This is a genomic window from Natronosalvus amylolyticus, from assembly GCF_024298845.1.
Lineage (GTDB): Archaea > Halobacteriota > Halobacteria > Halobacteriales > Natrialbaceae > Natronosalvus > Natronosalvus amylolyticus.
This window is the reverse complement of sequence record NZ_CP101156.1, coordinates 1,944,280-1,964,907: the sequence shown is the minus strand read 5'-3', so window position 1 is coordinate 1,964,907 and position 20,628 is coordinate 1,944,280. Positions and strand designations below refer to the sequence as shown.

20 protein-coding genes are annotated in these 20,628 nt (G+C 61.7%); 7 read left to right on the top strand and 13 right to left on the bottom strand.

What is annotated here, in order from left to right; translation table 11 throughout:
- Positions 1-84: 84 nt before the first annotated feature.
- Positions 85-387, bottom strand: coding sequence for a DUF6432 family protein (locus tag NLK60_RS09315; protein ID WP_254807528.1), 303 nt, complete (start codon positions 385-387; stop codon positions 85-87).
- Positions 388-566: 179 nt separating this feature from the next.
- On the opposite strand from NLK60_RS09315, the gene NLK60_RS09310 reads away from it, so the two are divergent.
- Together NLK60_RS09310 and NLK60_RS09305 are read left to right on the top strand one after the other, a co-directional pair.
- Complete coding sequence (locus NLK60_RS09310) at positions 567-1,589, top strand: DUF7093 family protein (protein ID WP_254807527.1); 1,023 nt, start codon at positions 567-569, stop codon at positions 1,587-1,589.
- Between the two features lie 182 nt (positions 1,590-1,771).
- Positions 1,772-2,155: a DUF5611 family protein gene (locus tag NLK60_RS09305; RefSeq protein WP_254807526.1), complete on the top strand. Its 384-nt coding sequence runs from the start codon at positions 1,772-1,774 to the stop codon at positions 2,153-2,155.
- Positions 2,156-2,398: 243 nt separating this feature from the next.
- On the opposite strand, the gene NLK60_RS09300 is transcribed toward NLK60_RS09305, so the two are convergent.
- Entirely contained in the window at positions 2,399-2,881 is a 483-nt protein-coding gene (locus tag NLK60_RS09300; RefSeq protein ID WP_254807525.1) for a hypothetical protein, read from the bottom strand.
- A gap of 119 nt (positions 2,882-3,000) precedes the next feature.
- Here NLK60_RS09300 and NLK60_RS09295 point away from each other — a divergent pair, with 119 nt between their 5' ends.
- Entirely contained in the window at positions 3,001-3,195 is a 195-nt protein-coding gene (locus NLK60_RS09295; protein WP_254807524.1) for a hypothetical protein, read from the top strand.
- Between the two features lie 57 nt (positions 3,196-3,252).
- On the opposite strand, the gene NLK60_RS09290 is transcribed toward NLK60_RS09295, so the two are convergent.
- A complete protein-coding gene (locus NLK60_RS09290) occupies positions 3,253-4,758 on the bottom strand; it encodes a heme-binding protein (protein WP_254807523.1) in 1,506 nt (501 codons plus the stop codon).
- Positions 4,759-5,042: 284 nt separating this feature from the next.
- On the opposite strand from NLK60_RS09290, the gene NLK60_RS09285 reads away from it, so the two are divergent.
- Positions 5,043-5,564: a PadR family transcriptional regulator gene (locus NLK60_RS09285; protein ID WP_254807522.1), complete on the top strand. Its 522-nt coding sequence runs from the start codon at positions 5,043-5,045 to the stop codon at positions 5,562-5,564.
- 490 nt (positions 5,565-6,054) lie between these two features.
- On the opposite strand, the gene purH is transcribed toward NLK60_RS09285, so the two are convergent.
- The gene (purH, locus tag NLK60_RS09280; protein WP_254807521.1) at positions 6,055-7,689 is read right to left on the bottom strand and encodes a bifunctional phosphoribosylaminoimidazolecarboxamide formyltransferase/IMP cyclohydrolase; all 1,635 of its coding nucleotides are present in this window, start codon (positions 7,687-7,689) and stop codon (positions 6,055-6,057) included.
- Between the two features lie 167 nt (positions 7,690-7,856).
- Between purH and purB the strand changes: the two genes are divergently transcribed.
- Positions 7,857-9,242: an adenylosuccinate lyase gene (gene purB / locus NLK60_RS09275; RefSeq protein ID WP_254807520.1), complete on the top strand. Its 1,386-nt coding sequence runs from the start codon at positions 7,857-7,859 to the stop codon at positions 9,240-9,242.
- A 100-nt stretch (positions 9,243-9,342) separates the two neighbouring features.
- Here purB and NLK60_RS09270 read toward each other — a convergent pair whose 3' ends face one another.
- From NLK60_RS09270 to NLK60_RS09250, 5 genes are all read right to left on the bottom strand, one after another.
- Entirely contained in the window at positions 9,343-10,251 is a 909-nt protein-coding gene (locus NLK60_RS09270; RefSeq protein ID WP_254807519.1) for an oxidoreductase, read from the bottom strand.
- A 192-nt stretch (positions 10,252-10,443) separates the two neighbouring features.
- On the bottom strand, positions 10,444-12,465 hold the full coding sequence (locus NLK60_RS09265; protein ID WP_254807518.1) for a histidine kinase N-terminal 7TM domain-containing protein: 2,022 nt from the start codon (positions 12,463-12,465) through the stop codon (positions 10,444-10,446).
- A 99-nt stretch (positions 12,466-12,564) separates the two neighbouring features.
- Positions 12,565-13,068 (bottom strand): M67 family metallopeptidase, encoded by a 504-nt coding sequence (locus NLK60_RS09260; RefSeq protein ID WP_254807517.1) that lies wholly within the window; start codon positions 13,066-13,068, stop codon positions 12,565-12,567.
- Entirely contained in the window at positions 13,065-13,997 is a 933-nt protein-coding gene (locus NLK60_RS09255; RefSeq protein ID WP_254807516.1) for a cobalamin-binding protein, read from the bottom strand. Before NLK60_RS09255 ends, NLK60_RS09260 begins: the two co-directional genes overlap by 4 nt.
- 67 nt (positions 13,998-14,064) lie before the next feature.
- The gene (locus NLK60_RS09250) at positions 14,065-14,622 is read right to left on the bottom strand and encodes an NUDIX hydrolase (protein ID WP_254807515.1); all 558 of its coding nucleotides are present in this window, start codon (positions 14,620-14,622) and stop codon (positions 14,065-14,067) included.
- Positions 14,623-14,800: 178 nt separating this feature from the next.
- Between NLK60_RS09250 and NLK60_RS09245 the strand changes: the two genes are divergently transcribed.
- Positions 14,801-15,076: a PadR family transcriptional regulator gene (locus tag NLK60_RS09245; protein ID WP_254807514.1), complete on the top strand. Its 276-nt coding sequence runs from the start codon at positions 14,801-14,803 to the stop codon at positions 15,074-15,076.
- Between the two features lie 325 nt (positions 15,077-15,401).
- Here the strand turns inward: NLK60_RS09245 and NLK60_RS09240 are convergent, their stop codons facing one another.
- The 3 genes from NLK60_RS09240 to NLK60_RS09230 form a co-directional block, all read right to left on the bottom strand.
- On the bottom strand, positions 15,402-16,553 hold the full coding sequence (locus NLK60_RS09240) for a DUF4397 domain-containing protein (protein ID WP_254807513.1): 1,152 nt from the start codon (positions 16,551-16,553) through the stop codon (positions 15,402-15,404).
- 340 nt (positions 16,554-16,893) lie between these two features.
- Entirely contained in the window at positions 16,894-17,079 is a 186-nt protein-coding gene (locus NLK60_RS09235) for a hypothetical protein (RefSeq protein ID WP_254807512.1), read from the bottom strand.
- 273 nt (positions 17,080-17,352) lie between these two features.
- Positions 17,353-18,372, bottom strand: coding sequence for a phosphoribosylaminoimidazolesuccinocarboxamide synthase (locus tag NLK60_RS09230; RefSeq protein ID WP_254807511.1), 1,020 nt, complete (start codon positions 18,370-18,372; stop codon positions 17,353-17,355).
- Between the two features lie 233 nt (positions 18,373-18,605).
- Here NLK60_RS09230 and minD point away from each other — a divergent pair, with 233 nt between their 5' ends.
- Positions 18,606-19,511, top strand: coding sequence for a cell division ATPase MinD (gene minD / locus NLK60_RS09225; protein WP_254807510.1), 906 nt, complete (start codon positions 18,606-18,608; stop codon positions 19,509-19,511).
- A gap of 178 nt (positions 19,512-19,689) precedes the next feature.
- Here the strand turns inward: minD and NLK60_RS09220 are convergent, their stop codons facing one another.
- Positions 19,690-20,619 carry an MBL fold metallo-hydrolase gene (locus NLK60_RS09220; RefSeq protein WP_254807509.1) on the bottom strand — a complete coding sequence of 310 codons (930 nt, stop codon included), beginning with the start codon at positions 20,617-20,619 and terminating at the stop codon, positions 19,690-19,692.
- Positions 20,620-20,628: the final 9 nt, after the last annotated feature.

Below are 20,628 nucleotides of genomic sequence, written 5' to 3'. Positions count from 1 at the left end.
CCATTGGTTCGAACCAGGCCAGCCGGATTCAGCCAGATTCGCGCTGGCACGGACCGATCACCGATGAATGCCGGTCTGACTCGATCACAACGGAAATCGCTCGCGGAGTTGCTCGAGCAACGATGTATCCGAATCGAGGTCGGCTTCGTCCGGAATCACTCGATCGGCTGGTTTGATCACCGTTCGACTGCTCGTCGCAGGCGACTCGACGACGATCAGGTTATCGTCTTTGAGCGCCGCCAGTGCGTCCTCGAGACTGTCGATTTCGACGGAAACGGCAGCACGGAGCTCGAAGACGGACATCCCGTTTTCACTCCGGTTGACGAGGACGTCGAGTACCATCACCTCCGTTTCCGGCCGATTTCGGTACTCCTGTTTTGCTCTCATCTACTATCCTATTGGCGGTACCGGGATTTGACGTTTGTCGTTACGAGGACCCTCGAACAGGTTGCACCACTCGAGAGTGCCTTCACATCGTTCACCGTCGCGTTTCGACAATCAAATCACTCGAAACCAACCTGCCTTTGCAGTACGTTTTTTATGCCGCGGCTTGGTACGATTGGACAATGGCTCTGCGATGTTCGCTGCTCGGACACGACTATGATGATCCAACGGTCAAACGCGACCGCGAAGAACGGGGGAGCGAGGTCGTCTTGACCGTTACCGAGTTCCAACGCTGTCAACGCTGCGGTGTCGAGAAAATTCTCAGTGAAAACACCGAAGTGACCTCACTCGAGAACGGCCACGACCTCTCGGGTGCGGCGACGCCGGTAGCCGAGGGCGAGCACGACTCCGTCGGTGATGAGCACCCGGCGGAGGCGTCAGACCCAACGCCGGACAGTGACGACGGAGACGACGTCGTGGCGGCCGACACCGCTCCCGAATCCGAGGCTGACACGCCGCTGGATGAAGACGTGGAAATTCTGGATTCCGAAGCGGACACGTCTGACACCCCCTCGAGCGAGGCTGACCCCGGGCGGACGACTGAACCGGTTGTAGAGGCCGATACCGCTGTCGCTGGTGAAGCCAACGCGGACGAAGCCGACGTTCCGACCGACGAGGATGGCGAACCAATTACCGACGATGCGGAAATCCTCGACGAGACCGAACCCCCACGAGATGGCGACCGCGGTCACGGCGAATGGCCCGATTCGGACGACGTCGGCCCACCGGTTGGGGCGGCAAACGAACCGACGGCCTGGCCCGACGACGAGGGAACCGACGATTCAGCTGACGTCACCCACCAGCAGGCCACTGCCGGCGAATCGGTCGAGTCGACTGCCCCTCGCGACTCGTCCGACAAAGCATCCCAGCCACCGGCAGCTGGAGGTGACGAACCTGTTACTGACGATGCCGTGTTCGTCGATGCCGAAGACGAACCGGTCGAGGCAGCGTCGGGTTCGTACACCGGTATCGAGAGCGCTCAGTCCGCCCCGAACCCCGGCGAGAGCACCGCTCGAGATGGTGTCGCGACCGAGTTTTTCTGCCCGCAGTGTTCGTTCGTCGCTCCCGGCGACCGCGGGTCGCTTCGCCAGGGTGACATCTGTCCGGAGTGCAAACGTGGTTATCTCGGCGAGCGCGAGCGATAGGGGCGCTGCGTTCCAGCTTCCAGGTATCGTTTGTTGTGACCAGCTCCCTCGAGTGCGTTCGTCGATTCGACCGAAGTCCGTTCGTGAGTACACGCCGATTCCGCGAATCGATTCTCTTCCTCACCGACACGCGCTGTGAGCGATGAAAAAAGGTAAACACTCCCCCCGTATATGTGGAGGCGATGAAGGAGTACAAGATGCGTCGCGGTGAATATCTCGAGGAGCGAATCCCCGACCTGGAAGCGACTGTCGAGGAGTATTTCGGCTCGATTTCGGGCACCGAGGAGTTCAAAGGCAGCGACCTCTACGTGATCGACTCGCCCGAGAATCCAGTCTTCGAACGCATCGTCGTCGGTGCGGTAGCCTACTCCGGTAAAAAGGACAAACTCGCCGTCGACTTCGTCGAACGCGACCCCACCGAACTCGGCCCCGACGAACTCGAGGCCGCGGGCGAGGCCGTTTCCGCGAAAAACGACTTCCTGCTCGAGGCGACCGGTCGTGACGCCAAGTCCCGTCGCGAGTCACTCAAGCGCTCGGTCGAAGACGACCCGGATCACGACTTCTAGAACCCACCTTTTTATCGCTCGGGTCGGCGCAGCCGACCGCTCACGACAAAAATCTGGACCAAAAAAGCCGCTCGCTCGACGGTGTCTCGCTCGCGGTGTGGCTACTGGCCCGCATACACCTCAGCAGCCTGCCCTCCCCCGACTTCCGAGAATCGCTGACGACGCGATTCTCGCTCGCGGCCACGGGTTCGATGCTTGTAAGCACGGGCCTCATTATGCTATCGGGGCCGGTGTCGAAGACAGCTATCGCTCTTCGCGCCGTCGGCGTACCTCGAGTAATCCGATCCCGTCGTCACTCGAGCGCACCTCGATTTCGTCACCGACTCGTATCTCGTTGAAATCACTCCGCACGACACTAACATCGTGACAGCCCTCGGCCGCCTCCGGATCGCCGACCGGCGCGTGGTCACAGACCTGCGCACGGAGCCGAATCTCGAAAAATGCCTCATCCAGCGCTGCCTGGAGGGTATCGTCGACGACGAGCGGACTGTCTGCGTCGAGTGACTCGAGGGCTCGATGGTCGGCCAGCTCCTCGTACACCGGACCGTCCGGCGCATCCCGTCTGCGTGCCAGTACCAGGTCCCGTTGCTCGCCGGTCTCGAAGTCGACTTCGGTCGCCTCGAGGCTCTTCTCGAGGACGACGACCGCTTCGGAGAGTCCCAGCCGTTCCAGACAGCCGGCGAGACCGACTACCGGAACGCCAGCGAGCACCGCGCGACGGTTCACGGCTACGGATTTTTCCTCGAGACAGGAGTACCTTTCTCCCTGTACTTTGGTCTGCACACCCCAGGTCAGTGGTGTCGAATCCCGAAATCCATAAGCGTCCGCTCTCGAACCCTCGAGTAATGGATCTTCAGACGTTCGCGGTGGCGACGCTGACCGCTCACATCGGCTTTGCGATTTTCGTGACACTTCACGCGAAACTCACTGACCGAAATCCGGGTAAGTGGCCGTTGATCACGCTTGCCTTTGGTCTCGCCGGAATTGCCGGTTACTTCTTTTACGATCCGAATACCGAGGGCAACGCCGGTCAGATATAAATTCATTCAGCTATTTCGAGTACAAAATAACGAGGAGAGGCCCTCCAGAAACCGCTGTCAGGCCAAAAAGACGTGTCGTGGACGGTCGGCTAGCACGTCCCGACCCCACTCGACGGTGTCGCCGAACGCGTCGCTCCTGAAGAATTCCATCGCGTCCTCGCGGGAGTCCCAGCGACTGGCGATGAACATATCGTTTTCGTCCTCGAGGTTGGCCAACAGCGACGTCTTTCGATGGCCGTCCATCTCCTCGAGCAACCCACCGACGTCGGCGAAGGTGCTCACGAAGTCTTCACGGTGTTCCGGTTTGACGGTGTAGAACATCCCCATCGTGCCCCAGGACTCGGCCTCGTCGTCGCCGGCCTGGCGGACGATGTCTGGCAGGTCGCTGAGGAAGCCAGCGGCCGTGTTCGCGGCGCGTTCAGTTTGCCAGAGGCTGACGACCGCCGCTTCGTCGCCATCGGTGTCGTAGACGGCCGTTTTAACGTGACTGTCGTAGTGATCGAAGTTCGTTCGGAGACCGTCAACCTCCTCGAACAGTCCCTCGGGGTCCGCTTCGGAGTAGAGCACGACCGCGTGGATGTCCTCCCCGTGTGGTTTACCGGCGTACACGCCCAGTTCCTCGAGTTCGGGTCGAACGTCGGCGTCATCGCTCGTGCCGGCTTCCTCTTCGTGACCGCTGGTGTCACTGTGATGGTGTCCGCCACTGTGGCCCGAGCCGTCGTGGCCGTGGTGGCCGCTTGCGGCCCCCTCCACAGGCTTCCCGTCGGTCGGATCAGTCGAAACTCGCTGCCCGGCGAAGTACGCGCGCAGGTTTTCGGGGGCGAACCGTCGGCCGAAGCGGAAGCGACCGAACTCGCCGAAGCGCGAACTCGAGGGGTCAAAGCGCATCTCGTAGAGCAGGTCCTTGATGTCGGCGGGGTCGTCGGCGAACAGGGTGACGCCCCACTCGTGGTCGTCCAGGCCGACGCTGCCGGAGATGATCTGGGTGACCTTGCCGGCGTAGTCGCGGCCGATGTCGCCGTGGGCGGACATGTACTCCTTTCGCTCCTCGAACGAGAGGTCGTACCAGTTCCACTCGGCGTCGCGACGCTTGTCCATCGGATAGAAGTTGACGTACTCGGCGTCCGGGATTTCGGGCTCGAGACGTGACTGAATGTATCGCGAAATGCCGGTGTCGGCGTCCTCCCCGTCTTCGAAATACTCCTCGGACATGTAGCCCGAGACTTCGGTCACCGAGAGGTACGAATCCGTCTGCTCGGTGAACTCGGCCAGCGCCGTCCCTTCGAACCGGCGCTCGAGGACCTCGAGGTCGGCAATCGTCGGTCGCAGGTGCAAGATGAGCAGGTCTGCCTCGTGTCCCACGACCGAAAACAGCGCGGTGTCGCCGTCGTCTCCGTCGACGTCTTCGAGGGCAATCGCACTCGAGAGATAGCCGATTCCCTCCTCGAGGGCGATAGCGCGTCGGCGTTCGGGGGCGTCTCGCCAGGCGTCCCAGTCGACCGTTCGGAAGTCGTGCAGGACGTACCAACCTTCTTCGGTCTGTGGTGGTTTGCGTCGCTCCATACGGAGGCGTTCGTGTCCAGCAGTGAATAACGAACGGTTTCGGTCGGTGGTGTCGAGGGCTGTCACCTACCGATTGCCCCACTTGCACCCTCGAGCGGGGGCACTGAAATCTTGGTTCTGCTATACTACCGAGCCGATACCAAACACAATAAAAAGCATACCGAGAAAATACAAAATTCGTACTTATATGTTTCAGCGAATGTGTATCAGCCTTTCGCCAGTTGGGCACAGTGGCTGCCGATGACCGAAACCCTTTATGCTCGCCGGTTTAAATCAGGCGCATAATGCGGAAAAGTGGGCCGCCGAAAGGACTTATCGCGTACCTCGTTCTCGAGTTGCTCGAGGAAAAACCCCGATACGGCTACGAGATTCTGAAAGAGATCCGTGATATCAGCGGTGGTCACTGGGAGCCATCCTATGGCTCGGTGTACCCCATCCTGTACAAGTTCGAGGAGAAAGGCTGGGCAGAGCGCATCGAACGCGAGGACGAACCCGACCGGAAGTACTTCGAGTTGACACCAGAGGGGCAAGCCGAACTCGAGGAACGCCGCGAATCGAGTGCGGAGAAAGCTCGCGACTTCGCCGACGTCATCCTCGGCTTTTTCCACGTCTACGCGGCGTTTTCGACCGACGAACGCTTCGAAGTCCCCGACCTCGAGGACCAGTGGCGTTTCAACGAGGAGTTCAGCGCCTGGGTGGTCGAACAGGTCGTGCGCCACCACGAGTACTACTTCGACACCGAGTTCGAACGCATCGAGGACACCCCCGAGGAGTTTTACGAGCGTCACGGTATCGACGAGGAGTAGTTTCCCTCCACCTTTTCCGCTCGAGTTCGGTCGCTTTACTCGCCAACCCCTCGCCGAAAAAAGCTGTCTGACGAGCGCAAGCGCTCGCTGACCATCGTCTCGCTTTGTTCGACGAGAGACGAAAAAACCGATTTTCGCTCCGCTCAGTCGTATAATAGGACCCTTCGTATGGATTTTGAAAACGGACAGTACAGGTGTAGGACATACCGTCTAAGCCTATAAGAATCAGTGTACCAACTGGAAAATCCCTACTGCCAACACTACAAACGCTCCAATCACACTGATAACTGCCCAAATATCACCATCACCTTGTATAATTCTCACCAGCATGGCGCCCCCGGCGATGGCCATAGCCACGCTGATAAGGATAATGCGTCTATCTGACTCATCCGAGCTCCCCATGCAGTAGTGTAAGTTAAAATACTAATAAGTCTTGCTCAGTACCCCTCTATACTGTTCGTTGTAAACAACTCTACGACATGCTGTCCCCTCAATCGTGTCTAAACGACCGCTGGCCCGTGAACACCATCGTCATTCCGTGTTCGTCCGCGGCCTCGATCACGTCGTCGTCGTTCACCGAGCCACCGGGCTGAATCACCGCCTCGATACCCGCCTTCGCGGCTTCCTCGAGGCCATCGGGGAACGGGAAGAACGCATCGGAGGCCATCACCGCTCCTTCGGCTGACTTGCCTTCGGCGTGTTCCTCGGCTTTCATCGCCGCGAGTCGAACCGCGTCGACGCGCGAGACCTGCCCCATGCCGACGCCGACGGTTTCGGTGCCTTTCGTGAACAGGATGCCGTTTGACTTGACGTGTTTGAGCGTCTGCCAGGCGAATACCATCGACTCGAGTTGCTCGTCGGTGGGTTCGCGCTCGGTGACGACCTCGAGATCGTCGACGGAAACGTGCTGATCGTCGCGTTCCTGGACCAGTCGGCCGCCGACGATGGGTTTCTCGGTGAAGCGTTCCGTCTGTGCACCGAGGTCCCCGACGTCAAGCACTCGCAGGTTCTTCTTTTCGCACAGCACCTCGAGGGCGACGTCGGTGTAGCCGGGGGCGACGACGACTTCCTTGAACGAGTCGGTGATCGCTTCGGCCGTCTCGGCGTCACACTCGCGGTTCAGGGCGACGATGCCGCCGAAGGCACTCATGGGGTCCGTCGAAAGCGCGCGGTCGTAGGCGTCGGCGACCGTCTCGGCCGTCGCACAGCCCGCAGGATTGGTGTGCTTGATGACCGCTGCTGCGGGTTCGTCGAACTCCTTGATCAGGTTGAGCGCGCCGTCGGCGTCGTTGTAATTGTTGTAGCTGAGTGCCTTCGCACCCTCGTTCAGTTGATCGGCGTGGACCACCGACGCCTCTTCACAGGTGTAGTCGGCGTAGACGGCCGCGTTCTGGTGTGGGTTCTCGCCGTAGCGAAGCGTCGCGAGGCGGTCGCTCGAGGTGAGTCGTCGCGCCGGAAGGCCGTCGTCGTCGGACTCCGAACCGCTTGCGTCGCCAGGGACCGAGACCTCGCCGGCCTCGAGGTCGACGTCGACCACACCCTCGGCGAACCACTTGACGGCTCGTGGGTACGCGCGGAACTCGCCGTCGTACAGGACGCGGGCTTTGAGGTCGGCCGCGCTATCGCCGTCGTAAATCGGGACGGGTTCCTGCGTGAGGATGGGACCGCCGTCGACCTCACCCTCGACGACGTTGCCCTCCTCGTCGGTCGCGTCGGTCACGACGTGGACGGTACAGCCGGTGACCGAGACGCCGGCCTCGAGCGCGTCGCCCCAGGCGTCCATGCCGGGGAACGCGGGCAGCAAGGAGGGGTGGACGTTCAGCGTCGTCGGCTGAACATCGAGGAAGGTGTCGGAGAGAATGCGCATGTAGCCGTCCAGACAGACGAGGTCGTAGTCGTACTCCTCGAGTGCGGCGTTGACGGCTTCCTCGTGCGCTCGGCGATCCATTCCGTCTTCGAGGGGAACGACTTCGGTCGGAATGTCGCGTTCGGCCGCGGTCTCGAGTACGGGCGCGTCGGGGTTGTTCGTCAGGATGACGCCGAGTTCGACACCACCCGGGGCTCTGTCGGCGATATTCATCAGGTTTCGTCCGCGATTTCCGGCGAGACCGGCGAGACGTGTCATAGTCGATATCCCACCTGCGACCCTCAAAGTGGTTGCGGTCTCGAGCCACTGTTTATGCACGTTCGTGTATTTGTTCTGTGCCGAAACGGAGCTATGGGCGTAAGTGTATGCACGGCTGTGGAACGCATTCCGACACGCTTTTGCACGCCGCAGGTGCACGCTCGCACATGACTCACCGCCACGAACTGTACGCCGTCTCGCCCCTCGATGGGCGCTATGGCTCCCGGACGGCACCGCTGTCGCCGTACGCCAGCGAGGCCGCGCTCATGCGCGCTCGCGTTCGCGTCGAAGTCGAGTACCTGCTCGCGCTGGCCGACCTCGAGGCGACGCCCCTCGAGATCGACGCCGACGAGCGAACCCACCTGCGAGGCCTGTACGAGGACTTCGACGAGGAGGACGCCCGACTGGTCAAGACCCTCGAGACGGAGGGGTACGCGGGCTTCGACGCGACCAACCACGACGTCAAGGCCGTCGAGTACTTCCTCCGGTATCACCTGCCGGAGGGCAGCGACGCCTCACCGTGGATTCACTTCGGGTTGACGAGCGAGGACGTGAACAACCTCGCCCACCGCCTGCTGGTTCGAGACGCCGTCGACGACGTCCTGTTGCCGGCGCTGTTCGAGGTACAGGACGCCTTGGCCGAGATGGCTCGCGCCCACCGGGACCTGCCGATGCTGGCTCGCACCCACGGGCAGCCGGCGACGCCGACCACCTTCGGCAAGGAGATGGCGGTTTATGCCGCCCGACTGGGGCGTGCGACGGGCGAGATTCGGACCGCTACGGACGCCCTCTCGGGTAAACTCGCCGGCGCGTCGGGAACCTACGCGGCCCACGTTGCGGCCTACCCCGAGGTCGACTGGCAAGCCTTCGTACGCGACTTCGTTTCCGGTCTGGGCCTCGAGTTTACGCCCCTTTCGACCCAGGTCAACCCCTGTGACGACCTGGCAGCGGTGTTCGATTCGTTCCGTCGGGCGAACTCGGTCCTGCTGGACCTGGACCTCGACATCTGGCTGTACGTCTCCGACCGATATCTCGGCCAACAGGCCGTCGAAGGGGAAACCGGTTCCTCGACCATGCCCCACAAGGTCAACCCTATCGACTTCGAGAACAGCGAAGGCAACCTCTCGAAGGCGAACTCGGACCTGACGTTCCTCGCCGACTACGTCACGACCTCGAGACTCCAGCGGGATCTCTCGGATTCGACGGTCAAACGTAATATCGGCGCGGCGTTCGCACACTGTCTCATCGGCTACACCAAGACGACGGCGGGCCTCGAGAAAGTCGTCCCTAACGAACAGGTCATGCGCGAGGACCTAGAGAACACGCCGGCGATTATCGGCGAAGCCGTCCAGACGATTCTCCGCCGTGAAGGCCAGGACGACGCCTACGAACAGGTCAAGGCGCTCACCCGCGGCCGCGAGGTCACCCTCGAGGACTTCCAGGAACTGTTCGCCGAACTCGACGTTAGCGAGGACGTTCGCGCTGACTTGCAGGCGCTGACACCCACTGGATACGTCGGGATCGCGAGTGATCTGGTCGACGACCTCGAGTAGGGCGATCTGTGGCGGGAGGTGTCTCGAGTAGGGCGATCTGTGGCGGGAGGTGTCTCGAGTAGGGCGATCTGTGGCTATCTGACCGACGTTCACAAAGGTGTCAGAGCGAAAAGTCGATGTCGGTTTCCCCTTCCGAAACGTCCCAGAGTCGTTTCGCCGTTTTCGGATTCTGTGCGCGTTTCGAGGGTTCCTGGCGCTCCGGGTAGCCTCGCATGTTCAGCAGGCCGCCGGGTCCGTAGTAGCCGCCGCCGTTGACGTCCGGGGCGGTTGCGGCGTACAGCGTCGGCAACGCCCCCATCGACGCCGGCTGGGCGAAGACGGCGTTCGCCGCCCACATCATCCCGAGCTGAATTCGTGACCCCTTCGCTCGAGCGACTCGAGGCTGCAAATCGGTGTCGGCGTAGCCCGGATGGACGGCCAGACTCCGCTGGTCGGTTCCGGCAGCCTCGAACCGACGCTGTAACTCCCGTGCGAACAGGACGTTCGCCAGTTTCGACTGGCTGTATGCCTCCCACGGGCCGTAGGAGTGTCGACTGTGGAGGTCGCCGAAATCAATCTGGCCCCGTTCGTGCATCGCGCTCGAGACTGTCACGACCCGGCCGTCGGCGGCGAGTTGGTCGGACAGGTGTGCAGTCAGGACGAAATGGCCGAGGTGGTTGATGCCGAGCTGTTTTTCGAACCCATCTTCCGTTTCTCCGCGCGGGATGCCCATGACCCCCGCGTTGTTTACCAGGACGTCGACCGTCCCGTCGAGTTCCGCAGCGAAGGATCGGATCGACTCGAGACTCGCCAGATCGAGCGATTCGATGACGAGGTCGGCATGCCCCACGTCGGCGTAAATCTCGCCGGCGGCGGCTTCTGCCCGGTCACGGCTCCGACAGGCCATCACCACGGTCGCGCCCGCTCGAGCGAGTTCGCGCGTTGTCTCGAGTCCGATGCCGCTGTTGGCTCCGGTGACGACGAAGCGCCGGTCTGACAGGTTGGGAATCGATTCGGCGGTCCGGGTCATAGTCGGGTATTCGTTTCGCGGGATTTGGCTACTTGGGTGTCGGCGGCATTGGCTGGAGAAACCTGGCTGTGTACTCGTAGGGGGTGTAATCAACCGGGAATATCAACTCGTGGAAGCAGATCACGTGTTCGACCTCGGAGAATGGAACCGACGAACGCCTTCGCAACCCCCTATCGAAACGACGGGTGACGATCACCGGCCGATGGAGTTGTCGGTGGCCATCTCGCCCCCGGCGTCACCTTTGGTGACGGTGTTGTCCTCGAGCAGTGTCTCATCCTCGAGTCCCAATTCTCGTTCCGCGTGTGGGTTCCGGGTCGAGACACTAGCAGTTTCGGTGCTAGGTTCGCTCGGAAGGGCAACCGTGAACGTCGTCCCCACGCCGGGTGTCGACTCGAGGGAAATCGATCCGTCGTGGACCGAGACGATCTTCTGACAGATCGCGAGGCCCATGCCGGTGCCGCCGTCGGTGTCGGTCCGGTCGCCGCGGTTGAACAACTCGAAGACGTGATCGGCGTGTGCCGGATCGATACCGATTCCGGTGTCGCTGACGGTTATTCGTACCCCGTCGTCCGTGTGCTCGCCACGAACCGTGATCTCCGGGGGCTCGTCGCCAGCGTACTCGAGCGCGTTCGTCAGGAGATTCTGGAACAGCCGCCGAACCAGGTGTTCGACCCCGTACACGGTGGGGAGCGTGCCGACGTCGACGGTCGCGTCGCGGTCTTCGATTTCGAACTGCAGGGTGGTACAGAGTTCCTCGAGGAGCGCTTCGCAATCGACGGCGTCGAACGAGTGGTTCCCGCCATCGATTCGGGAGTAAGCGAGCAAATCGTCGATCATGGCCTGGGCCCGTCGGGTGTTTCGGTGGGCCACTTCGAGCAGTTCCTCACCATCTCTCTCGAGGGCGTGCGCGTGTGTTTCCTCGAGCATGGACAGATATCGTTCGGTCGTTCGGAGGGGTTCACGCAGGTCGTGGGAGACGACGCTGGCAAAGGAGTCGAGTTCGTCGTTCGATCGACGCAGTTGCTCGAGCGTGGCCTCGATTTCGGCCTGCAGTCGCCGCGTCTCGGTGACGTCGCGAAACGTGAGTGACCAGCCGAGGGCTTTGCCACCCACGTCGGCCACCACGCGTGAGGTTACCTCGAGATACCGGTGTTCGTTGCCTTCCTGGAGAATCATGACACCCTCGATAGGGAACGACTGGGAGCCGAGAGTGGTCGTTCGGGTCTCGGACACGCCGTCGGTCTCTCGAGTGGTTTCGTCGGCAACTGTGCCGACAGACTGGGCTGTAAGGGGGTCGATGTCGCTATCGTCGTCGACGAAGGTGTGTTGTGCCATCGGGAGACGTTCGAACTGGTGGCCGATGACCAGCCTCGGGTCGATCTCGAGCAGCCCTTCGGCCGAGCGGTTACTGTCGACGACACGACGGTCCATATCGACGACGATGATACCCTCGTGCAGGGTATCGAGGACTAGCGGTCGAGCGATCGGCGTCAGGTCGAACAGCCGGTAGCGGTAGATGGCGACGAAGAATATAGTGCCCGTAATGACGAAGCTGAATGGGGTCAGATCGAGATAGGGGGCCGGCCCGAAGCCCAGGTGGAAGGCCACGTTCGTCAGTATGGCAAACAGGGCCCCGAAGAGAAGCAGCGCGACCTGCCGTCGGTACACTCGTGGTGACCAGATGAGCAAGTGTGCCAGCAACAGAAAACCGACGAGCATCAGTCCGTAGCCGTAGGCGGCGTGAAACCAGAACGCGGGGCCGAATCCGTGCTGAGAAACGAGGAGCGTGCCGTCGGCGACGGGCTGAAGGTCGATGGGGTCACGAACCAGAAAGTGAAAGCCGTTGGTCCAGACCAGGCCAACGTACACCGCCGGGACGAGCGACAGTGCGAAGACTGACCGTTTGGTTATCCAGCGCTCTCGAGCGGTAAACTGCAGCGCGAAGTACACCCAGGCGACGGGTACCATGGCGACACCGACGTGGTTGACGTTGGCCCAGAATGCGGTCAGTTCCGGTGTCGCCGTGGCGATCTGGAGGGCGTAGGCGGCAGACCACAGCGCGGTGGCGCCGGCGAGGACGGCGAAGCTACTCGCGCCGGTGACGTCTCGGTTTCGCCACGCGAAGAGGCTGATAGCCGCCATAAGCGCGCCGCTGCCGAGCAAGACGAGCGTGTACGGCGTATACTGCCACTGCCAGACGGCCCACGGATCCATCTCTGTGTGATAGAGTCACGTGATTGTACTAAACGTTCCGTCATGTCGGTAGCGTCGTGATCTCAACGTCATATGACTGCAAGGAGGTGCCCTACGACTTCAGTCGTGGGTCGATGACGCGTCGTCGGGACCTCCTAGAGGCGATTCGAGGCGCTCGCGTTCGAACTGGCCGGTTTCGTCTCCAGCACGCCACCGCCACGAGCGGACAGTTGCCCGTTTCCCCGCTCCCTCGTATTCGAAGGGGCCGACGACGATGACGTACGACCGGTCAGGCCACGCGGCGGCGTCGACGTCGGTTTGACTTGGAACAGGCGGGCCGCGGGGGTGTGAGTGATAGAAGCCGACGATTTCCTCGCCTCGAGCCTCCAGCGTCTCGAATATATCGAGTTGGACCGTCGGGTCGATCAGATATCGCTCTCGAGGCTCCTCGGCAGCGTTGGCTGCAGGGTACCACGACGTGACGCGACTGTGCTTGGGGTCGAACGCACCGCCGAGGACGCCACAGCACTCTTCGGGGCTGGCGTCTCGAGCAGCCTCGACCAGTGCCTCCCGAATCGAGTCCGGGACGACGAGCACCGGCTGGGGGGCGTGTGCGTCGGTCACGCCTCGAGCCGACCCGACAGGTCGGCTACCGGCACGGCAATCGTTTCGTCCGGGTCATCGCCGAATCGCTCGGGCTGGATAATCTGGGCCAGAACCTCGCAGGTATCGACCAGTCGTGGCCCCGGCCGGTTGCAATAGTGGTTGCCGTCGAGTGCCCAGACACGCCCCTCTCGGACTGCCGATAACTCCGCCCAGCCGTCGCGGTCGGTCAGATCCGAGCGGTTTCGAGCCGTTTGCTCGAGGTCGAACCCACAGGGGGCAATGACGATAACCTCCGGATCGTAGGCCTGGATTTCCGCCCACTCGCGGGGTCGCGAACGCTCACCGACGTCCGCCAGCCCATAGGAGCCGCCGGCCCACTCGACGAGTTCGGTCGTCCAGTGGCCCGCGATCATCGCGGGCTCGGTCCAGTCGAAAACCGCCACGCGCGGTCGTTCACCTGTTGGAATGTCTGCTGTTCGCTCTCGCACTGCCTCGAGTCGAGCCTCGAGCTCGGTCACGACGGTTTCGGCACGCGATTCGACGCCGGCAGTGCGACCGATTTGTCTGATATCCTCGAGCACGTCGGCGACGGTGTGCGGGTCGGTGGTGAGGACAGTCGGCTCGGCAGCGATTGTCTCGAGCGCACGCTCGATGACGACCTCGTCGACCGCACAGACGTCACACATTCCCTGTGTGACGACCAGTTCCGGCTCGAGTGCATCGAGCGTCTCGACATCGATACCGTAGACGCCGTCTTCGGCCGCCGCCTCGAGCACCTGGGCGTCGATGGCCTCGCTCGAGGCGTCGGTGTCGATGCGCGACCGCGTGATCGAGGGAATCTCGCGAACGGGCGGCGGGTAGTCGCACCCGTGGGAGACGCCGACGGGCTCGAGACCGAGGGCCGCGACGATTTCGGTCGCCGAGGGAAGCGTGGTGACGATACGCATGGCTCGAGGTTGGGATTCGACAGGCAAAAAGACGACCATCGTCCCGTTCGTGCGCCCCCGTCGCTCGTCACTGTGCTTCCGTCGTTCGCAACTCGTAGTGTGACACTGCGAGCACCGTCCGCCCGTCGCGAACGTCGCCTGCACGGACGGCCTCGAGCAGGTCGTCGTAGGGCTGTGGGGCCACTCGGATACTCTCGTCGGCATCGAGTTGCTGTTCGCCCGTCGGCGCACAGCCTCGAGCGACGAAAAAGTGCATTACTGAGTCGGCGAGTCCGTTGGCTGGTTCCACGGTGACCAATCGTTCGATAGTGGTCGCTTCGTGGCCGGTTTCCTCCCGGAGTTCGCGTCTGGCAGCCGTCTCGAGGTCTTCATCATCGGGTTCGGTCGTTCCGACCGGCAACCCGTGGTTGAGCCGGCCCACGGCCTGTCGCCACTCCTCGATACAGACGACGTCGCCGTCGTTGGTGAACGGAAGGATGCAGACGCTGGGTGGCTCCGAGAGAAAATCGAAATCGGTTCGCTCGCCGTCTGGGAGGCGTACGGTCTGCGTAATGATGTCGAACCCGGGACAGGTGTAGGCGACGTCTGATTCGAGGGTTTCCCAGGCGAGTGGGTCGGCCGGCATACCGTCCAGTAACGCGCTGTAGGGCAAAAACCTCCTGTCTCCGGCGAACGCGGCAGCGACCGCGAGCGAGAAGCAACTGCTGGCGGGCCACACCGGTCGTGATGGAGTCCGTTCTACTGTGTACTCTCGGTATAACAAAGCCACAGATCGGTGAAGGTCCGTTCTCAGAGGGTGATCCATGGACCAATTAACCGGATTCCAGCGCGATTTGCTGTACGTCATCGCAGGGATGGACCGTCCGTCGGGACAGCGGATTCTCGACGATATCAACGAGTACATCGACCAGCCGGTCACACACGGTCGGCTGTATCCGAACCTGGATACACTGGTCGAACACGAACTGATCGAAAAGGGTCAACTGGATCGTCGGACGAACTACTACGCGTTGACGCCGAAGGGAAAACGGGAACTCGAGCGGCGACAGGAGTGGGTAAATCGCTACGTCGACGCCTAGGGTGTGTTGGTGCCCCGTGCGACGAGCGTGATTGGGACTTGGGGCAGCTATCGGTCGGTGGCAGGCAGCGGTTGGGTGGTGGAGGAACCCGCACTGACCGAGCGTTCGGTTCTCCCGATTTCGCTCGAGCCGCGGCAGCGCGATACTGCGGTCGCTTGAAGGCTTGCCGACCGGTAAGGCCGGCGTGAGTATCGACTGGTATGGCTGCTGGCAAAACGGCTACCGGCTGGTATCTCGCCGTCCGATCCAACTACTGACCGCTACGACGGTCGCCCGATTCGATCGCCGAATCTGTCTCGAGGACTGCTCGAGTGTTTCGTGACCTTCAGTAATCGTTTTCGTCGTCAGTGTCGTCGTTCATGTCGTCATCGTCGTCAGTGTCGTCGTTCATGTCGTCATCGTCGTCCATCTCGTCATCATCGTCGATGCCGTTCTCGTCGTCTACCTCGTCCTCGAGTGACTCTGGCCCGTCGACGGCGAGGTTGACGGCGAACTCGCGATCCTCCCCGTTCGGTGGCTCGAGGTAGCCGATGGCGAAGGCAGTGTACGCGGTGCCAGCCTCGAGGTCGACGTCGACGCTGGCAACGACATCGTCATCGTGTTCGTCCATGTCATCCTCGTCATCCATCTCGTCGTCATCGTCGACACCGTTCTCATCGTCGACGTCGTTTTCGTCATCGGTGTCGACATCCTCGGCATCGTCGTCCATCCCGACTTCGTCATCGTCCTCATCGACGCCGTTCTCATCGTCATCGACGCCATTTTCATCGTCCTCGACACCGTTTTCATCGTCATCGATGTCGTTCTCGTCCTCGACGCCGTTCTCATCGTCATCGACGCCATTTTCATCGTCGTCAATGCCGTTGTCGTCATCGACACCGTTCGCTTCACTCGAGGGGACGACCTCGAGAGTGTACGAGCCGGCGGGGACGGCCACGTAATTCGTGCTTTCGCCGAAGCCAACCGTCTCGAACAGCGCTGCGCCGGTTTCGCTTTCACGGACGTCGACGTCGGGGGCGTCCGGCGAGGCGTGGAGGAGTCTGACCAGCGAGGAACCGGCGTCGGTGAGCGCCAGCACTTCGAAGGTGTCCGCCTCGAGTTCGCCAATCGCGGCGAGCGTGTAAAAGGCCTCGCCGACCTCGAGCTCTTCGTCGTAGACGACGGTGTCCTCGTCACCGGCAGCCGTCACTTTCACCGAGTAGGTTCCGGGCTCGACCTCGAGATACGGACTCACCTCCTCGTAGGGGACGTCGGTCAGGACCTGTTCGTCGTCGACGTAGACGTCCACGTTCGGTGCGTCCGGTGCGGCGTGTACGACTCGGATTCCCGCCTGTGGTGCGCCGTTATGCTCGTCGTTCTCGTCCTCTCGTTCGTCGTCATCGTGCTCGCCCACTGCGTAGACGCTTCCGCCCGCGAGGACGGCCCCCGCGCCCAGGGTACCGAGTGCTTTCAGTGTCGTGCGTCGTGATGTCGTCATGCACTCGAGGAGGGGGCCGGAATGGGGATAAACCAGCGACTCAGTTCCACCGATTTGGGCCTGATTTCCCATCACGACAGCGCTGTAGGCACACACTGTTCTCAGAAATGCTCACGTACTCACGGCTGTTCGGTTTGAGAATTACAAGGCGAACGCCACGGGGCTTGACCCCGAGGCACTTCACTCCAATCCCTACGTATCTTGATTGTTGGAACCCGGTGTGACTCGAACAACCGAAACCGCCCAGAAATCGCTCGCACGGTCTGATGTCAGGCGGGTGTACGTTACTCGCGATGTCGGTCCCTATTATTCGTTCCGCCGGGAAAAGACGACAGCGCAGTTAGTCGTCTGCGACCGACTCCCCTTCGGGAACATGCACCTGGGCGCCGTGGTCGAGACGCTCAGCCCAGGTGTCCGAAACGACTGGGGCAACTGCGAGGAAGGTGATAATCCCGATAAATACGACGAGTGCGATGCTCGAGAGGATGGTCACGCCGACGATTGGGTCGACAAACAGTGGTATCATGGTGTGCTCTTGGAAAGGGGTATGAACGAATCCCATATCAGCGTTACTTTGTCGCGTGACGTGTGTGAGAGATTGTGATTGTTGATTGCTAACATGCCTGTTGATCGGCTGGTAACTGATCTCGCTCGAGGAATCGTTACCTACTACGGTTTCACTATTTGCTATTGAAACAATACCAGACCGTTTTCTGTGGTCAGTCGTTCGCACTGGTCGTCCAGTTCTAGGAACTAGTACTGAGTCTGAAAAACTGCGTAGGTAGTCCTCGAGACGCCACTAGAGCCGCTGAACGGCACCGATAGCACTCGAGAGCGGTGGCGCATCGAAAACCTCCTCGCCAATGTAGGCGTTCGTACCGGCACAGTACATCCCTCGAGCGACGTCGATAACCTCGTTCTCGAGCGGTTCGGGGTCTCGCTCACAGAGGGATTTCCAGTCAGCGATGTCTTCGGCTTTGGCCTGGGACTTTGCGGTCGAGACCGCATCAACCCAGTCGGGCTGGGTTCGTTTGTGGTACTGGCGGATGACCTCCTTCGAGAGCTGGGTTCCCTCGTAGCTGAACCGATTTTCGTCGAACGTCCCGACGACGTCGGCGACTCTGATCTCCCCGTCGTAGTACAGGCACTCGATCTTTCCGTCCTCGTGGACCAGGCCCGCCGATTCGGCCTGCTCAGTCACGACGCGGTTGACCGCACGAGCGACGGACTCGAGTTCCTCGATCCCTGCAACGCCAGCAATGGCGTCGGCCTCCTCGCGCTCGAGATATCGGTCGCCCTTCTCGTATTTCGTCGAGAACTCGACGATCGGTTCCTCGAGGTCGACGACTTCCTCGGGCCACTCGTCGAACGCGAGGCCGTGGTCAGCCGGGTCGGTTCGGCGTCGAAGGCTCGAGCCAACGGGGACCCGGTTGCGGAAGATAATCTCGAGGGGAACGAGGTAGTTATCGCCCGCGTTTGCGTGATAGGTGTCGTAGTCGTAGGTTCGTCCCTCGTGTGGCAGGTCGGGCACCTGCGTGAGGTCGATGGCCATCTCGGTTGGTGGTCGTTCGGTTTCACCGAGCGAGCACACCGAGCCGTCCTCGACGACGCCGCGATAATGCGTCGGGACGCCGGCGGCCTCGAGCAGTTCGAAATTGTACGCGCCCATCGTACACAGACTTGCCCCCTTGTCGGGTATCGTGTCGGGCATTTTCCCCCAATCAAAAACGGAGTAGTCGTCGGTAAAGACGAACGCACCACGGCCGAGTGCCGTGGGGGTCGCCGTGTCGTCGATGCGGAACTCCTTGACGCTGGTCACGCGAGCCACCTCGTTGCCGTCACCGTGGTCGAAGCCACAGAGCCACCGTGCATACTCGAGATGCCGTGGCCATCGCCTAAGAAGGTTTCATTTCACGTCGCGACGGCGAGGATTTCGTCCGTGGTCGTTCGGGTGCGTCTCCAGTAAGTCCTCAACGCACTGTCGATTTGGACACGGCGCGTGTACTCACGATTTAAGGTCTTCCCGCCACACTGTCCGGATAGTAACCGAGTATGTCCCACGAGACGGTCTACGCCATTGCGAGTGGAAAAGGCGGTGTCGGGAAGACGACGACGACGGTAAACCTCGGGACGGCACTTGCCCAGGCAGGCAAGCGTGTCGCTATCGTCGACGTCGATCTTGGGATGGCGAACCTCGCTGGGTTCGTCAGCCTTTCTCCGGACGACGTCACCCTCCACGACGTGCTGGCATCTACTGCGACGATCGAGGAAGCCACGTATCGACTCGCCGAAAACATTGTCGCCATCCCGAGCGGCACGAAACTGGATGAGTACGCCAAAACCTCGCCGGAAGGGCTTCGCGAGGCGATCGACTCGCTTCGCGAGGACTTCGACTACGTCCTGCTCGACGTCGGGGCTGGCGTCAGCCACGAGACGGTGCTCCCGCTCGGGCTCGCGGATGCCGTCTTACTCATTTCGACGCCCGAGCCGGCATCGGTACACGACGCAAAAAAGACGATCGAACTGACCAACAGCGCCAACGGTGCGGTCGAGGGACTCGTCATCACCCGAACCCGACCCAACGGCGACGTCTCGTACGAGGAAATCGCTGATCGACTCGATCTCGAACTCCTCGGTACGATTCCGGACGACCCGGCCGTCCGGGGGAGCGTCTACGCAGGCACGCCGCTGGTCGTTCACGAACCCGACAGCCCAGCCGCCATCGCCTACCGCGAACTCGCCGTTTCGCTCGCTGACCTCGAGATCAGTGCCGAACCCGGTTCGAAATCGGCGTCTGGCGATGCTGTGGCCGAGGAAGCGACCGCTGACCTCGAACAGACGAGCGAATCACCGCCAGACGGTGACGAAACTACCACCGAAACGGATGACGAGGGACGGGCGGCCTCCCACGACGACGTCTCGAGTGCGATTACGGAAGCCGAATCCGACTCGAGCTAATCGGGACGCTTGGAAGTCCTGAGACACTCGAGCGAGACCATCACCACTCGAGTGTCTCGATGTTCCATGAATTACGACAACTCCGGTCCGTCGACTTGTGAAGTACCTCGGGGACAAGCCCCGGGGCACTCGCCTTGCTTATCGGTAGATGGAATCGGTCAGCTGTTTTCGAAAACCGCTACTGGCCCGCTTTCCACTCGAGGTAGCCGAGCACGCCTCGGACGTTCATCGCCGTCTCCGCCCGCGTCTTTTCGGGCCCCCATATGGAGACGAACGCGGGATCGACGTCGTCGGCTAACTGTTCGACGACGGCGTCGTCCGACTCCAGGGATTCGCGAGTCGAGGTGACGGTTTCGACCCAGTCGCTGAGAACGGTTCCGTAGGTCTCGAGTGCCCGCTCCAGATCGTCGACTTCTCGGGGACCGAAGTGCGTGTACAGGAGGACCTCGGGCTCGATATCGCGAATCGTTTCGAGGTCTTCGAGACAGCCTTCGAGATCGAACTGTGCCGGTGGCGACGTTTCGCGGATGCGTTCGAGCGTCGGCACCCAGATGCCGGCGGCGTCGCCGGTGAACACGGCGTCGAATTCGGGGACCTCGAAGACGACCTGGTGGGGTGCGTGTCCGGGGGCCTCGTGTGCGCGAAGGCGATAATTACCGAGGTCGATCTCCGACCCGTCCTCGAGTTCGACGATGCGGTCGTCGGGGACGGGAAGGGGGTCGGCGTAGTGATCCCACTGGTCGCCGACGGCGGCTTTGGTGCCGGCGACGAGCCGCTCGGGGTCGACCAGGTGGGGTGCGCCGACGTGGTGGGCGTAGACGTCGGCGTTCGGGCAGGCGTCGGCCAGGAAGCCAGCGCCGCCCGCGTGATCGAGGTGGATGTGTGTGACGACGATCGCCTCGAGGTCGCCGCGCTCGATATCGAGTGTCTCGAGCGCCTCGAGCAGTCGTTCGTGATTGGTTCCGATGCCGGTTTCGACGATAGCTGGTCGGTCGGCATCGAGAACGTATGCGGCACCGTACTCGGTGGTTTCGTACATCTCGGTGTCGACATAGTACAGATCGCTACAACTGCCGGCGGTCACCTCGTGGACGGCTCCCGGTTCCATACACACTGG